Origin of the sequence: Lacticaseibacillus baoqingensis (assembly GCF_003946165.1) — a bacterium.
Lineage (GTDB): Bacteria > Bacillota > Bacilli > Lactobacillales > Lactobacillaceae > Lacticaseibacillus > Lacticaseibacillus baoqingensis.
Genome location: NZ_RHOI01000021.1, coordinates 1 through 14,306 on the forward strand (window position 1 = coordinate 1; position 14,306 = coordinate 14,306).

Genomic DNA, 14,306 nt, shown 5'->3' on the forward strand with positions numbered 1-14,306 from the left:
GAAGACATACTGCGACACCAGCTGGCAGCCCAATGCAAACTGGCGCATCGTTTCTTGTAACAACAGCGCATCCTCTGAAGTAAGTGTGATGCGCAGCTTTAGGGTGACGGCTTGTTTCATGGCTATCCCTCCACAGAAATTATAACAAACATACGTTCTCGTGCAAAGATGCTAAATCAAGAAAGGAGAAGCAGGTACAGGACAGCATTCCTCCCCTAATTAAAATCAGGTGTTTCCTGCTAAAACACTATCATGAACCAGAAATTGCCGGCCCGTTGCCTTCAGACCCACCAGAATCTGATGTCGATATCCTCCTAACCGAGTTTATCAATAACGCAGAAGTTTACATGGCGAATCCGGATATTCCCGTTGGGGCGATTTTATCTGGAGAAGAAGCGGATCTCTTTGCGGATGATCTTGGTACCAAGATCATCCAGAAGACTGGCCGGATGAATGAGCAGTGCTTGATCAGCCAGTGACACTTTTTCCATGTTGCAAAATTGTCTCTGCGATAAAAACAGCAAAGCTTTTTTACTGCTGATCAAAAGCATACGACAAAGGCCCTTCCCAACAAAATTCAATGTTGGCAAGGGCCTTTTTTAGCCGAACCAATAGTGCTGCTCACAACCTGGGGCTCGCCCAGTCTATGGATTCAACATAGTCAGCTCACGCGACGGGCCACGGGGCTGGCAGCTGTGGTCCCAACCCGCGATGGGCCAGGATCCAGTCATCCCCGTTCCACATTTCAGTTTCCTGGCGATCAGTGTCAAAATCCCAAAGGTTCTGTCGTTCGAACTCGATGATCTGGCCAGTCGGACCGAATCCGACCCACTCATAGCTGCCTGCGACGACAGTGTTCATATATTTGGCCCACTCGACCGGCACTGTCACCGTCTGCCCTGCCGCGTTTACATAAGTTCGCGTCAGCCCCGTCAAAAGGCGCAACGGGGACAACTGTTTCCGATATTGCGGCGCCACTTGCTGCCAGATGCGCTCTGCTGCGGCAAAGGCCTCCTTTTCCTTGGGCAGCGGCCCGCTCAAGGGTGACGTTAACGCGTTGTAGGAAATCAACGCATCGTCTTCGCCGGATATCACGGTCACATGTTCGCGATTCAAGGCTTCTTGCGGCAATTCGGCCGGTTGATAACGACGTAAATGCACTGGTTGGCCATTGCGAAAAACGCGCTTGTCAACTACAAGTTGATAGCCTGTTGGTATGGTCAGATCCGGGTAGTGATGCTGATTGATCACTAATTCTGGCATTTGTTTCACTTCCTTGCTGATTGGTTCTGATTAAGGGGTATCCAACTGTGCGATTTGGTGCAACACCGCCATAAAGTCAGGCTGAGACCCCTGACCAGCCGCGGTCGCCAGACACTCATGCAAGACTGCTTCTTGCTGATCCAAGGCAGCTTTGACTTGGGGATACAACGCTGCACCTGCTGCCGTCAAAAACAGCTCATACCGCCGGCCATCAGTACGCGACTGCTGCTTAACCACGAGGCCTAAAGCGACCAGCCGTGAAATTTCCCGATTCACATTGCTTTGATGTCGCGTATCTGCTTGGACGAGTTGATCTTGTGTGACGCCTGGATTATCGTGCAATTTCAGCACAAAAAAGTACTGACTGCTGCTGACCCCAAGCGGCTTTAATCGGCGATCCAGCATGCGCAGCGCGGTGTTTGAAGCGAGGTGCAATTGCTTGATGATGGTTTGATCGTTTTGATCTGGAATCATGGCGGCCTCCTCAAGATCAGAGCAAGTTAAACACGGTTTCAGCCGTGCCATGCGCGATCGCTTCACGCTGGGCATCAGTGAGGTCCGCTTGTTCCAAGAATTGACGCGTCTGCTCGCCAGCTTGAACATACGGAAAGTCCTCTGACCACATGATGTGATCAGCGCCCATTTCCTTGAGCACCAGCTGCATCTGCGGAGCAGTGTACATCCCCGATGGTGACAAGTAGACTTGGCGCTTGTAATAGTCTGAGTACTTCAGGGGCAAGTCCGAGATCATCCCGCCAAAGCCGTCAATGCGTTCCAAGAACATCGGCATGAATTCGCCCCAGTGCCCGGAGGCAATTTTAACATGCGGGTATTTTTCAAACACGCCAGCCGTCAGCAGCCGCAGCATTTGAATGCCTTGTTCCATGTGCCAACCCCACATCGCACCAGCCATCATAGTCGCGCTAAGCGCGTTGTAGGCCTTGCTGTCATACAGCATGGCTTTTTGGTCGTTGGTGATCACGCCAGGGTGTAGGTACAACGTGGTGCCCAGCCGGTCTGCCGCAGCAAAAATCGGTTCAAAGCGCGGGTCGTCCAAGAACTGGCCGTTGACGCTGCCGGAGATGATCCCGCCTTTCAAGCCAAGTTTGGTCACGGCATACTCGAGTGTTTGTGCCGCCTGGTCAGGCGTGTTCACCGGCAAGGTCGCCAGCCCGGCAAAGCGCGTTGGGTACTGACTAATGTTTTCCGCCAGCGTTTCGTTTTGGGCGTGCGCCCCATCAACGGCGTACTGATCAGGCAGGACTTGCGCCGAGTTGCCTGCGTCGGAAATCACTTGCATGTCGATGCCGTGCTGGTCCATATAAGCGACCTTCTTAGCAAAATCGACCAGGTCCGGCCGCAACTGATCCTGGCGCGGATTATTGTTCTTCACTTCAGAGTACTGCTTGAATTCCTTGATATTTTGGTCGGTATCGTAATGCTCTTCAACGGTAATAAGTTTCATTGATAATTGCTCCTGTCATTTGAGTTCACCACACGGCCTTAATTTGCATGCGACCGCATAGATTGGGGTAAAAAACATCGGGCTAATTGGCCAGCCCGACTGCCTTCATGCTGAAGTCCCACAGCTCTTTTTGAGCCTGTTCATCATAAGACAGCTTCGACGAATCAACAGGCCGGTCGCTGCGCCGGTCAAAATACTGAACCGGGCCAGCGGCGAACTGCGCGGCCGTCATCAAATCAGTGATCATTTTGGCGGAATCTTTGGCGGTGCCGATCAAGTTGGCAAAACGCGCCTTCATTGCCGGGGTGAAACGAGATTTATCCTTGGAAAGGCCGGTTTCGACCATCAATCCGGGATTGACCGTATTCACCGCAATACCCCGCCCGGCAGCATTTAACTGCCGCTTGAGCGCATAGGCGAACATGATCATGCAGAGTTTAGAAAAGGAATAACTCAGCGGGTCGATCGCAGCATCACGGCCGACATATGCCAATGCCTCTGCCCCAGGCCAGGCCACACCGGCTAACGGCGCGTCGTGGCGCTCGCTGGTGACCGTCACAATACGCCCATCATCTGTCATCAGTGGCAAGAGCAGCTGCGTGAGCAGAAAATGGCCGAGGTAATTCGTCTCAAAAATATTATTGAACCCATCGGCAGTTGTAGCCACCGTACGGCCAGCAATCCCAGCGTTGCAAATCAACCCAGCCAGCGGCAAGCCCAACTGTTTGAACGCCGCCACAAAGCTGCGAACACTGGCTAGCGAAGAGGTGTCCAGCGCTAGACACACAAGCTGCGCCGCTGGTACGGCCTGCAAGATCTCATCGCGCGCCGCATTGGCTTTCGTCAGATTGCGGCAAGCCATGATCACTTGATAATCAGACGGCAGCGCAACCAGCTGCTTCGTCGTTTCAAACCCAAGACCGGAGTTAGCCCCAGTCACGATAACGGTTTTTGTCATTGATAAGTCTGCTATATAAAATGTGGAAGAATGTCTAATGACACTAGTAAAGGATTATATTTTTCCTTTCATAGTTGTACATTCATTATTTTATTCGGTCCCGTTAACACCAGTATGCTTACGTCGGTAGTCACCTTGCAACATTGACTGGCTCTTGAACCTTTAGGACATAGCCTGCCCCTGAGCATATTGAATCAAGTTCTGTACGGCATTCTCGTCACGCTCAAGTTGAGCACCACAGCCGTAACAATGAAACTCGTGATGTTTCGTGCCGTGAAGGACATTACCAGCTAAGGTCAGTTTATCGTCGCCGGTTTTCACTAACCCACAACGACTGCACCGCTGTGTGCTAGGGTAGAACCGATCAACTATAATCAGCTGGCGGCCGTACCATTGCGCCTTGTCCTTCATCAGCATTCTGAAACGTCCAAACAACGAGCGATGTAAATTCTTCGCCAATTGCTTGTTCATCTGCATGTGCTTGACGTCCAAGTCCTCAATGGTAAGCGTGCCATTGGTTTTCACCAACATCGTCGTAAACTTCTGCAAGAGGTCGTTTTGAATCCGTGTCACTTTCTGATAGGTCCGCTGCAACTTGGTTTTCGTTGCGCGATAGTTGTTAGAACGAAAGTGTTTGGGATTCGCTAGACGTTTGCGGGCGAGTCGCCGTTGGTACAAGGACACGCGGTTGTACAAACTGACCAATTGCTCGGTCAATACGCGGACTGCAGAAATTGCCTCACCATCGTTATAAACGTATTTGCCAACATTGGCATCAACGCCACATACGTGTTGGCTTGCCGGCAACAGCTCAGGCTGACTGACATCGATACTTAGGCAAACATAATAGCCATCAGCTTCTTTGACAACAGTGGCAAGTTTAACACTCCCTGGCCAGCGTAGTTTCTCAGCCAAGCGGATATCGTACCATCGATCACGATAGCCATGCGGTTTATCCAACCGCAGCTTACCATTAACAATGGTTGCCCGATCAGTTTTAAAACTGCAGCGACTGCGCCTCTTCGACTTAAATCGTGGCTTACGATGGTCTGGCATCTCAGGGTTAAAGAAATTCGCCCAGGCATGCGCTAGGTCATTTACTGCCAATTGCAAGATCCGTGCTGAACGACTGTATTGCCAGTCTGCTTTGTTGTTAACTAACTCATTGCGGACTTGACGTTCGTTAGGCCGCGCCGTCTTATCTGCCAAAACGACTGACGCGTCATACAGCTCATTCCACGTGGCAAGCGCCAGATTGTAACAATAGCGGCGATAATCGCATGCTTGAGCCAATACGCGGCGCATCGTCGCGTTCGGGTAGCACCGGATCTTGTGCGTTCTCAACATGTTTTCACCTCCAACTTGCTTATAGATATCATAGCAAATTAAGATAAGGAGACCCTGTCGAGACATGATGAAAACCGTCATCATCTGTCCATGCATCAGTCAGCGATTTTTCACGAGTTTATCATTTCGCAGCACTTGGTCATCCTGCCTTCCACTTGATTACCGCAGAACGACTAATTACTACAAATTAACACAGTATTCTACGTTATTGATTACTGTTAATAACCTCCTTTGACTGCGCTGATCAGTCGCGCAAACGCCCCTTGAGTCGGGATGCCCAACGGTTGCGGGGCTGTGATTGATCAGCGGTGCGCACCCGCCTTTTCGAACTGAAACAGTGTACCACATTTTATATGCGTATGCATACTTTTCCTCAGATTACTTTGGCTCACGCGCTTTTGGCTCTGCAGCTCTATGAGGAAAAGACCCCGAGCAGCCCAAACCTGCGAATGCTCAGGGCAAAAGCCGTGAAAATGCCTGCCCGGCTTGGACGCTTTAAGTAAAAAACCAGGCACTGGCGGCCGCATAAACTTTTACGACCGTTTCAGGCTTGTCATCACCTGGCAACTCGGCACTGCTTTTGGGACCCAGTGCGGGCCAATACATCGCACCAACCTCGTGTTAAGAAGCCAGCTCTTGCAGTCGAGCTTGGAGGACTGGCCTGAGGCCATCGGGACTAGTTCATTCGTGACAAAAAAATTCATCGCGCGGCGGCGATGAATTTTTTTGTGCGTCCTCACTGAATAAGCCACTGGTCAATTAACACTTCATACTCCCCCAGCAGCTGTTCTTGCTCAACAAATCCGGCATTGACTCGCAATGTTTGCAGCTCCGCTTGATAAACACTCGCCGTCAACTTGACTGCACGAAAGCGGCTGGCAGGGGTACTTTGCTTATAAAGCACTACCCAGTCACGGACGTTATCTGGAGTCTGAATCGCCGTTACCACAGCCGCTGACGTATGCTGCAACAAGCCTAGAAAATGATCAGCCATTTGCAGCCCCCGACTGTCCAGGTCTCCCAGGTAAGTCAGCGCTACCCCACGAGCTTCGAGTTGTTGGATGATGGCTACATAGGCACTGGTGAACCCGTTGCCAGCCTGCAAGATCAGCGGCCAGTCAGGATGCAATTCATGGAGTAAAATAAACGTCCCGTTGTTTTCGATGACCACTGCACGCTGCGTTAATAGCGGCGCTTGCAGCATCGCATTGATCTGCCAAGGATTGATCGTGATCGGCTGTGGCAGATCCGTTTGAAAAATGTTTGCGATGGTGATGGTCGACCCGATCAGCTGTGCGGTGACCTCGTTAAGGGCCTTTGACCCCAGCGCGTGCAGCAATACCCAGCGATAATAAGCAAATAGCGGCGGATCAACGGTTGAATCGCTCAGCGCATGTGCGGTCAAGCCCAAGTCTACGGCCTGTTGACTGCGCGGCGGCAATGGCTGCCCACTGGCAATTTGCTCAAATAACGGCGTCAGCAGCGCCGCATTCGCCGGCGCCTGACGTCCAGTTGCTTGCGAATATTGTGCTTGATAATCAATCATTCGGCACCGCCTTTTGCCAAACCACTGCCGGGGTCACTTGGTTTTCATGAAGTGACCCCGGGACATACTTTGAGCTCAGAAAAGAAGCAGTCAACTTGAGTTTCCAGTCAAAGACCCTCATCAACGATATTTATAGTTGATGAGGGTCTTTTGTTAGAGCTGACGGGCTAACGAGCGGGACCCAAATCGAGGCTGATTGGGATAGTCGCGTATTTTGGACTATCTAAGGCCGGGATATCGACACCTTTAGCCCCTATTTAGGCGCCCGTTGTGCCCAGTATTGGAAGTACCCTTGCTTTATGCTAACTGAATGCCGTTAAATCAACGGTTCCTACGATCACATACGTGTTAAATAATACTGTTAGGAAACTATGGGAGCGAATTGGGGACTACGCGGAGGCGATACATATCTTAAGCAAGATCGCGGATAAACAACGGTTTTCCCAACAAACAATCTTAATGGTGTGATCTGTACTACCAAAAAATGAATCCTTTGGCCGGTTTGTTGATTATCGTCAGATATAGACCTTGTCTCTCTGCTTCTGATCATACGACAAAACACAAAAACGGCTTCCCATAAAAAAGAGCAGTGTGTCACCATGCAAACAGATCGTGAATTTAGACAATAGGTTTTGCTGAACTTGGGCGGCCATCACTTAGCTAGGCAACGACAGGACGCCACTAATGAGCCTATCTCGCAAACAGCGACTTTTCGACCATACGTGAGTGGCTTAGAGAGCTTGGAGGTACGTCGATTAATTGGTTGTAAGGTTCTAACGTCTGAGACACTGACAGCACTCGGCACAAGAAATCAAAAAAACGTCTTACACGCTCAAGCATCTTCATTTTCCAAATATTGCCAAAGCTTGGAACCAATCTTCGCCAGCAGTGCAAGTTCCTCTGGGGTAAATAAAGCCACAATTTGCTGATTTGCGGACTCATTTTGCGCTTGAATCAAGCTTGCAACTTCATGTCCTTGTGATGTCAATTCAACCTTATATTTAAATTCCAGCTCGCCTTGTGAACGTTTCTGAACATATTTTTTATCAATAAGCTTAGAAATTGCTCGAGAGGTATTGGCCTTGTCAAAGCCCAGAAAATCCGACAGCTCCTTTAACGTCATACCTTCATTGTGCTCCAGCAGTGCCATCAAATAAAGCAGATGTAGCTTACTCAGTCCGTACTGCTTCAGCAACACCTCATTGGCACTATCCAATCTTTTTTTGAGCTTATTGATCATCACCGGGAGCATGATCGCACTCATCTCAGCCATACTATCGTCTCCTTACAGCGGCAGGTCCTTCTTCAGAAACCGCATAATCCCTACCACATATAGTACCAGACCAACGCCAAGCAATGTCGCCGTATCCGCGATAATGTTGTTCCCAGCAATGATATCGGTGGGATTAAACAACGTGTTGAGGGTAAAGTACTTGAAGATCTCGAAGTCGCTGCCAAAACCGGCAATGACATTGAACAGAAAGAAGACCACCGGTATGCCCACGCAAATTGTCAGCGCACTGCCAGTCTTATTGAACCAGCAAGAGGCAAAAAACGAGATTCCGCTAATGGCAAACATGAAACAAAACATGACCCCATTGATGGCCCAAAACGCCCCGTAATCTAGCTTACCTGGCGATATGATGGCATTTGCGGCGCTGCCGACAAGACTCAGCACCAGGATCATCGCTAATAGCGAGGCTACGTAGAAGACGACCTTCGTTAAAATGACTTCCCGGCGGTTCACCGGCGTGTTGAGCGTGTAACTCAAATCGCCGCGATCAACCTCCGTCACTACCAGCCGGATCCCCGTAGCGATCGCGTACACCAGGATCAGCATGAGTCCCATGATGTCGTAAAAAGCACCGGCATAAATCGTGATCAGATCAGTCCCGCCAGGACTACCAGGGAGGTTGAGACTCGGGTTGACCTTCGCCAAATAGGCGACCATACAGGCGAAAAAGCAGACGATCACAGTCATTAGCAGCCATAGCGGATAATTCTTTCTAACGCTCTGCTTGAAAATTGCGATGTTAAACATTGGCGTGATCCTCCGATCCGTAATACTGCATGAAGTGCTGCTCAAGGCTGTACTTAATCTCTGTCAAGGCAAGCACATGCAGTGAGGCCAACGCCTGTAGCAATTGGTTAAGCTGTGAATCCGCCAGCTTGATCCGAACCGTGGTTGGGGCATGGTCAACCAGCTGCACGTCAAATGGTCCTGCAGCCAGCCTGGTTGCATCGTCAACGCTGGCAAACTTGATTTCAAAGGTTTTCCGCTTGGCATGTTTGATTTCATCCATCACGACGGTATCCACGATCTGTCCCTGCCTGATGATGGCAACGCGGTCACACGTCTTCTCGATTTCCTCAAACATGTGGCTAGACATGAAAATGCTCTTTCCGCGGGCCTTCTCGCTGTTGATCAACGCGATGAAGCGCGACTGCATCAGCGGGTCCAGCCCGCTGGTCGGTTCATCTAAAATAATGATCTCAGGGTCATGCATAAACGCTGTCACTAAGGCGATCTTCTGTTTCATGCCTTTGCTCATCCGCTTCAGCTCGCCTCTGGCATCGATCTCAAACATGGCGATCAACTCCCTGGCACGATCCAGCGATTGCATTTGCCGCAGCGCAGAGATCTGTTCCAAAAACTCGTAGCCGGTCAAATGCTCTGGAAAGGCAATCTCACCAGGCACGTAACCGATGTGACGCTGGATCTCCTTAGGCTGGGTCCAACAATCCAGCCCCAAAATTGAACAGCTCCCCGTCTGCGGCTTAGAAAAACCCAGCAGGTGCCGAATCACCGTGGTCTTACCGGCCCCGTTTGGTCCTAGAAAGCCAAATACCTCGCCTTGCCTAGTCTCAAACGACAGATCAAAGACGCCTCGATGTTCACCGTAGTCTTTCGTCAAATGACTCACGCTGATGATGGGCTTCATTTCATGCCCCCTAACGCCATAGGCAAAATGATCAGGGCCAGCACGACCACGCCAATGACGATCTCGATGATCAGCCGCTTCTTACCGCCTGGCTGCTTAGCGCCACGCTTCTCTTCTTTATCAAACTTCATCGTATTTCTCCCTTGCACGAATTGTGTTGAGCACTCAACAGAAATGAGTATATCGTTATTGTGTTGAGTAGTCAACAAAAACGCAAGGCTACGATTGCCTGCACCCGATAAAGTTAATAGAAACAATTCGTGGTATCGTTTTCTATGAGCACATCACTTCTACCAATTTCTCTGGTTACAACTTTCAGCCAGGAATTTAACAGATCAACAAAATTCATTGACTCCTTTGTTGTAAATAGAAGGCATCCATCCTTATTGTCGAGGATGGATGCCTTGATTGATATTTTGCTAACCTGTTGGCGATAAGCGGCTGAGGTGGCTGCCTGTATCACCCATTGATTGGGTAATGCAAAACCCTCATCCAACGCGAATCGTGATGAGGGTTTGCATTCTTTAATTTAAGTGTGCGTGCAATTCAGTCTTTTTTTTTTCACCCATTGCAATAAGGTGGTTTAGTATTACGAGCATCGTTAATGCGACTAACGCATAACCAGCCGCTGCAAAGCTGATCCAACCAACTCCTAAAGCCCCGACTAGCAACGATGCGGTAGCAGACCCTAGTGAGGTGCCAAAGTTAAAAAATATCGAACTCAGCGAAGATGCTAATAGCGTTGACTGGGGGTAGTCCTGCTCGGCAACATCCATGAAGTGAAGCTGAATGGACGCGCTAAACAAGGTGATCAACATGGTGATCGCAATCAGCATGACGAAGCCAGTGAATTTACTCATCGTGACCAAAGGCAGCAGGGTCAAAATCACCACATCTGCCACATAATACTTTGGCATTCGCTTCAAACCGCCGCGGCGTGCAATCGTGCCAGAGAATCGGTTGCTCAATACACTGGCGATGCCAAGGACAAATAGCAGAAGGTTGATGTGCTGGGTATCAAAGCCTAACACTGTGGTCAGCAATGGCCGGATGTACGTATAATACCCATACTGCGTGGCGGCGGTGAACAGGACCACTGCGATCCCAACGTAAATCCGCGAATCCTTAAGCAGACTTAACTGCTTTAACATGGCGCCTTGAACCTGCATAATGTGGTGGGGCAAAAGCCAACTCAGCAGCCCAATCGTGAGCAATGAGATGAGCGATACTGCAAAGAAGGCGTCGCGCCAATCGTAATGTGTGCTGATGATGGTGCCGATCGGGACGCCAATGACAGAGGCAATGCTGAATCCGGCATAGATCCAGGAAATCAGATTCGCCCGTTGATCTTTAGGCGCGATTTGATTGGCAAAGGTCATGATAATCGAGATGATGGCCCCCGAGACACTGGCGGCGATCACCCGTGACGCGATCATCATCCAATAGGTCGCTGCCAGCCCACTAAGCGTGTTGCCGACTAAGAAGACAACCATTAGCACCAGCAGTGTTTTATAGCGGTTATACTTGCTGGTCAGCATCGTGATGATTGGCGTGCTGATGGCATAGACAGTAGCGAAGATCGTGACTAAGTATCCGACCATTGCAATTGAGACACGCAAATGGCTGGCAATGTCGGGCAGGATACCAACCACCATAAATTCGTTGCACCCTGACATAAAAGCGACCAAAACAAATACAAATGCTTGCAGACGATATTTATTCAAAAAAATTCTCCTTTACGGATATTGTTCTTACTTACCACCTCCCATCAAATTTGAAGCGTTGATTTTTTTGCATTGTTTGATTGTCATGATTGTGTCCTCCGAGCTGAATGTACCAAATACGATGTAATTGTACCACTCCTAGGAGATCACCTGCCCTCACACACGGTTGGCTAATATTTTCATAACGCCGTCCAAGTGACTTTTCAGCGAATTAATCTCAGTGATTGATTGGCCGCGTCGGCAACCGGTTTGTACCATCGCAGGCTAAATCACGAGTAAAAAAAAGCCGCATCAACGTTGAATGTCGTTGATGGGCTCTCTTTTTGGAATAGCAAAGCTTTTGTGTGCACTGTTTCGACAACTTTGATCTGTTATTTTTGCTTGGGCGCCCGCTGTGCCCAAAACTGGAAGTAATCCGTCCGCAGCGCCCCGTTATATAACTTGCGGCGCTTGGTGGCCTTGCTGCCATAAGCTTTTTCAAAGCCTAAGTCAGCAGTCAAGATGTATTTGCTCCAGCCAGTCAGCGGCGCGTAGGTCTCGCCCATTTCGCGGTAAAGCTTGCGAGCGGCTTCAAGTTCGCCCAGCCGCTTCCCGTATGGTGGATTGGCAACGATGACCCCGCGCGGTTTGTCGGTTTTGAAGTCTTTGACGGCCAGCTGTTTGAAGCTGATGTCATTGCCCAAGCCGGCTTGCTTGGCGTTTTCCTGGGCGATCTCGATCATTTCTTGGTTGATATCATAGCCGGAGATGTCGAGTTCGACATCCCAATCGGCCGCATCCATCGCGTCGTCTTTGACTTTTTGCAAGATCTCCGGATCGATGAAGCGGAAGTCTTCAAAGGCAAAGTGGCGTTGTAGTCCTGGGGCGATATGGTGGCCGATCAACGCGGCTTCGATCGGCAGCGTCCCGGAACCAGTCGTCGGGTCGACAAACGGCATGTCAGGATGCCAATTCGTCAACATCACCAATGCGGCGGCGAAATTTTCCTTCAACGGCGCATCCCCTTTGGCCACCCGATAACCGCGTTTGAACAGACTGGAGCCGGTGGTATCGATGGTCAATGTGGCGATATCTTTGAGGATCGAGACTTCAAGCGGATAAGTCGCCCCAGTTTCTGGCAAACGGCCGCGGCGATGATAAACTTCACTGAGCTTTGAAACGATCGCTTTTTTGGTGATCGATTGCACGTCGGGCTCAGAATGCAGGGTTGAGCGCACCGAGCGGCCAGCCACCGGAAACGCTGCATCCATTGGCAAATAATGATCCCATGGCAAGGCCTTGACGCCTTCAAACAGATCATCAAAAGTGGTGGCCTTGAATTGGCCTAAGACGATCTTGATGCGATCGGCCGTGCGCAGCCAAACATTGGCTGTGGCGATGGCGGTTTCGTCTCCTTGAAAATAGACTTTCCCATTTTCGCTGCGGGTCTCATACCCCAAATCCTTTAATTCGCGCGCGACTAAAGCTTCTAAGCCAGCAGCCATATGAGCGACTAATTGATATTGCATGTTTTCTCCTCGTTATTCAAATTACTGTCATTATACCAAAAAACGACCCGGGTTGCCCCGGGCCGTGCCTGTTTGTAAACCTCTATAAGCCATGTTTTGTTCCAGCTCACCTTCAGGCAGGTGAGCCTTCAGTAATCATCTATCTCAGCTTTCACTGTTGAGGGCATCAGTTCAAATTCCCTAGCCCTTGCGCCCCTACCAAAGTTTGGGTTACTCGCTCGCGGGGTTTACCCGTTCCAATCCTAACGTTTCCATCAGGCGTCGTCTCTGTGGCACTATTCAGGCTGACTCACGCATGCCGAAGTTTAGCGCTTTTAGCCGCCGTTACCGTTGCCGGTACCCAGGCTTATTGGGCCTGGCACGAACACTACAAGCATCGCAGCTTGTGCGGGCATGGACTTTCCTCACCAGACAGGTGCCTGGCGCGATTACTCAAGGTTTACAAATGATCATTAATATTGGTCGATCCCACGCCCGGTCGCACCGTTAGAAGGTTGGCTATTGCCACCATCAGACAGCTTGCTGCCAAAGACATGCCGTTCCAGATTGCTCAAGCGCTTCAAAATGTCATAGTTAGTGACATTGGCACTGGGCTGTTGCGGCGTCTGAGACGCGACGTTTTTAGAAACGTTGAGCTGTTTGGTCAGTTCGTCGACACGACTGAACAAGCGGGTATTCTCTTCATTCAAGCGATCGATTTCAGCTGTAAAGCTTTCATAATCGCGAATGATACCATCGAGGAACTCATCGACCTCATCGGGATCATATCCACGGACCTTGTTCTTGAAATTCTTATCCAGAATATCCTTTGGACCGTATTGGATCTTGAAAGTTGACTCGCTCTTGCTATCCATTACCGAACACCTCGTCATTCAAAAGCACAGGATATATTCATCATACCATATGCACCTAATTTTGAAAATCACTATTTTCAGCTTCGGCTAACTCGCGCCCAACGTCTTCAAGATCAGGCATCGTTACCGTGCGCACGGCATAATCGCGCCGGTTAGCTTCTGCTTGGGCTGCTTTGTAGGCATATTGCGGCTTGCCTGGAAAATCTTGGTCGTAATAAAATAACGCTCCATCCGTATGCTGGGCCATAAACCGATTATACCCTGACAGCTGCGCCGGCTGCGTGTACGGCTGGGTGCTGGTTTCGCGGGCAAAATCAACTTGACTGCGCCGCTTGGCCAAGCGCTCTTGATTCTCTGCTTGCCATTGATGCCCAAATTCAGCATACGGCAACATCATGGCAATTTGCAACTCAGGATAATCGGCTTTCAATCCTAGTGCTACTTCGATCCCCCACTGCTCTATGCCTAGTTCGCCGCCGGTGATCAGCCATTGCATTCCTTCATCTAAGGCTTGTTGGAGTTGGATTTTTAAACTATATTTAAGGACTTTCAGCTTCGGGTCATGATCGCCGTAAACGTTCAGTTCCCAGGCCCGATAACCGCTGAGCCACAATCTTTCCCGCATGTTCACCCCACCTTTCTCACAGCCGCATTAGGGGTTTTGCCCACAACTTGGTATAATGTTGGCTAGGAGTGTGA

At 50.0% G+C, this 14,306-nt stretch carries 15 protein-coding genes and 1 other RNA gene; 1 reads left to right on the forward strand and 15 read right to left on the reverse strand.

The annotated features are described in order from the left end of the window. Positions 1-275: 275 nt before the first annotated feature. The gene (locus EKM91_RS09070) at positions 276-479 is read left to right on the forward strand and encodes a hypothetical protein (protein WP_125753046.1); all 204 of its coding nucleotides are present in this window, start codon (positions 276-278) and stop codon (positions 477-479) included. Positions 480-666: 187 nt separating this feature from the next. Here EKM91_RS09070 and EKM91_RS09075 read toward each other — a convergent pair whose 3' ends face one another. The 15 genes from EKM91_RS09075 to EKM91_RS09140 all read right to left on the reverse strand — a co-directional run bounded on the left by EKM91_RS09075 (position 667) and on the right by EKM91_RS09140 (position 14,232). Next, complete coding sequence (locus EKM91_RS09075; protein WP_125753049.1) at positions 667-1,263, reverse strand: hypothetical protein; 597 nt, start codon at positions 1,261-1,263, stop codon at positions 667-669. 30 nt (positions 1,264-1,293) lie between these two features. Next, a complete protein-coding gene (locus EKM91_RS09080; protein ID WP_164508520.1) occupies positions 1,294-1,737 on the reverse strand; it encodes a MarR family winged helix-turn-helix transcriptional regulator in 444 nt (147 codons plus the stop codon). A 16-nt stretch (positions 1,738-1,753) separates the two neighbouring features. Further along, the gene (locus EKM91_RS09085; protein WP_125753055.1) at positions 1,754-2,728 is read right to left on the reverse strand and encodes an amidohydrolase family protein; all 975 of its coding nucleotides are present in this window, start codon (positions 2,726-2,728) and stop codon (positions 1,754-1,756) included. Positions 2,729-2,810: 82 nt separating this feature from the next. Then, positions 2,811-3,686 carry an SDR family NAD(P)-dependent oxidoreductase gene (locus EKM91_RS09090; protein WP_125753058.1) on the reverse strand — a complete coding sequence of 292 codons (876 nt, stop codon included), beginning with the start codon at positions 3,684-3,686 and terminating at the stop codon, positions 2,811-2,813. A gap of 162 nt (positions 3,687-3,848) precedes the next feature. Next, a complete protein-coding gene (locus EKM91_RS09095; protein ID WP_125753061.1) occupies positions 3,849-5,033 on the reverse strand; it encodes an RNA-guided endonuclease InsQ/TnpB family protein in 1,185 nt (394 codons plus the stop codon). Between the two features lie 736 nt (positions 5,034-5,769). Then, entirely contained in the window at positions 5,770-6,579 is an 810-nt protein-coding gene (locus EKM91_RS09100; RefSeq protein WP_125753063.1) for a DUF2399 domain-containing protein, read from the reverse strand. A gap of 832 nt (positions 6,580-7,411) precedes the next feature. After that, the gene (locus EKM91_RS09105; protein WP_125753066.1) at positions 7,412-7,852 is read right to left on the reverse strand and encodes a MarR family winged helix-turn-helix transcriptional regulator; all 441 of its coding nucleotides are present in this window, start codon (positions 7,850-7,852) and stop codon (positions 7,412-7,414) included. Between the two features lie 12 nt (positions 7,853-7,864). Continuing rightward, entirely contained in the window at positions 7,865-8,620 is a 756-nt protein-coding gene (locus EKM91_RS09110) for an ABC transporter permease (RefSeq protein ID WP_125753069.1), read from the reverse strand. Next, positions 8,613-9,521, reverse strand: coding sequence for an ABC transporter ATP-binding protein (locus tag EKM91_RS09115; RefSeq protein ID WP_125753072.1), 909 nt, complete (start codon positions 9,519-9,521; stop codon positions 8,613-8,615). The genes EKM91_RS09110 and EKM91_RS09115 overlap by 8 nt, the downstream gene beginning before the upstream one ends. Further along, a complete protein-coding gene (locus EKM91_RS14185) occupies positions 9,518-9,652 on the reverse strand; it encodes a hypothetical protein (RefSeq protein ID WP_274379981.1) in 135 nt (44 codons plus the stop codon). The genes EKM91_RS09115 and EKM91_RS14185 overlap by 4 nt, the downstream gene beginning before the upstream one ends. A gap of 393 nt (positions 9,653-10,045) precedes the next feature. Next, entirely contained in the window at positions 10,046-11,245 is a 1,200-nt protein-coding gene (locus EKM91_RS09120) for an MFS transporter (protein ID WP_125753075.1), read from the reverse strand. 371 nt (positions 11,246-11,616) lie between these two features. Then, positions 11,617-12,753, reverse strand: coding sequence for a THUMP domain-containing class I SAM-dependent RNA methyltransferase (locus tag EKM91_RS09125; protein WP_125753078.1), 1,137 nt, complete (start codon positions 12,751-12,753; stop codon positions 11,617-11,619). A gap of 80 nt (positions 12,754-12,833) precedes the next feature. Continuing rightward, positions 12,834-13,193: RNase P RNA component class B (rnpB, locus tag EKM91_RS09130), an RNA gene on the reverse strand. A gap of 12 nt (positions 13,194-13,205) precedes the next feature. Continuing rightward, entirely contained in the window at positions 13,206-13,607 is a 402-nt protein-coding gene (gpsB, locus tag EKM91_RS09135; RefSeq protein ID WP_125753081.1) for a cell division regulator GpsB, read from the reverse strand. A gap of 55 nt (positions 13,608-13,662) precedes the next feature. Next, a complete protein-coding gene (locus EKM91_RS09140) occupies positions 13,663-14,232 on the reverse strand; it encodes an SLOG family protein (protein WP_125753084.1) in 570 nt (189 codons plus the stop codon). Positions 14,233-14,306 lie beyond the last annotated feature (74 nt).

Coding starts and splice junctions, on each gene's coding strand:
- EKM91_RS09075 (WP_125753049.1), bottom strand. CDS start 1,263: ATGCCAGAATTAGTGATCAATCAGCATCACTACCCGGATCTGACCATA.
- EKM91_RS09095 (WP_125753061.1), bottom strand. CDS start 5,033: ATGTTGAGAACGCACAAGATCCGGTGCTACCCGAACGCGACGATGCGC.
- EKM91_RS09110 (WP_125753069.1), bottom strand. CDS start 8,620: ATGTTTAACATCGCAATTTTCAAGCAGAGCGTTAGAAAGAATTATCCG.
- EKM91_RS09100 (WP_125753063.1), bottom strand. CDS start 6,579: ATGATTGATTATCAAGCACAATATTCGCAAGCAACTGGACGTCAGGCG.
- EKM91_RS09125 (WP_125753078.1), bottom strand. CDS start 12,753: ATGCAATATCAATTAGTCGCTCATATGGCTGCTGGCTTAGAAGCTTTA.
- EKM91_RS09080 (WP_164508520.1), bottom strand. CDS start 1,737: ATGATTCCAGATCAAAACGATCAAACCATCATCAAGCAATTGCACCTC.
- EKM91_RS09140 (WP_125753084.1), bottom strand. CDS start 14,232: ATGCGGGAAAGATTGTGGCTCAGCGGTTATCGGGCCTGGGAACTGAAC.
- EKM91_RS09105 (WP_125753066.1), bottom strand. CDS start 7,852: ATGGCTGAGATGAGTGCGATCATGCTCCCGGTGATGATCAATAAGCTC.
- EKM91_RS14185 (WP_274379981.1), bottom strand. CDS start 9,652: ATGAAGTTTGATAAAGAAGAGAAGCGTGGCGCTAAGCAGCCAGGCGGT.
- EKM91_RS09115 (WP_125753072.1), bottom strand. CDS start 9,521: ATGAAGCCCATCATCAGCGTGAGTCATTTGACGAAAGACTACGGTGAA.
- EKM91_RS09090 (WP_125753058.1), bottom strand. CDS start 3,686: ATGACAAAAACCGTTATCGTGACTGGGGCTAACTCCGGTCTTGGGTTT.
- EKM91_RS09085 (WP_125753055.1), bottom strand. CDS start 2,728: ATGAAACTTATTACCGTTGAAGAGCATTACGATACCGACCAAAATATC.
- gpsB (WP_125753081.1), bottom strand. CDS start 13,607: ATGGATAGCAAGAGCGAGTCAACTTTCAAGATCCAATACGGTCCAAAG.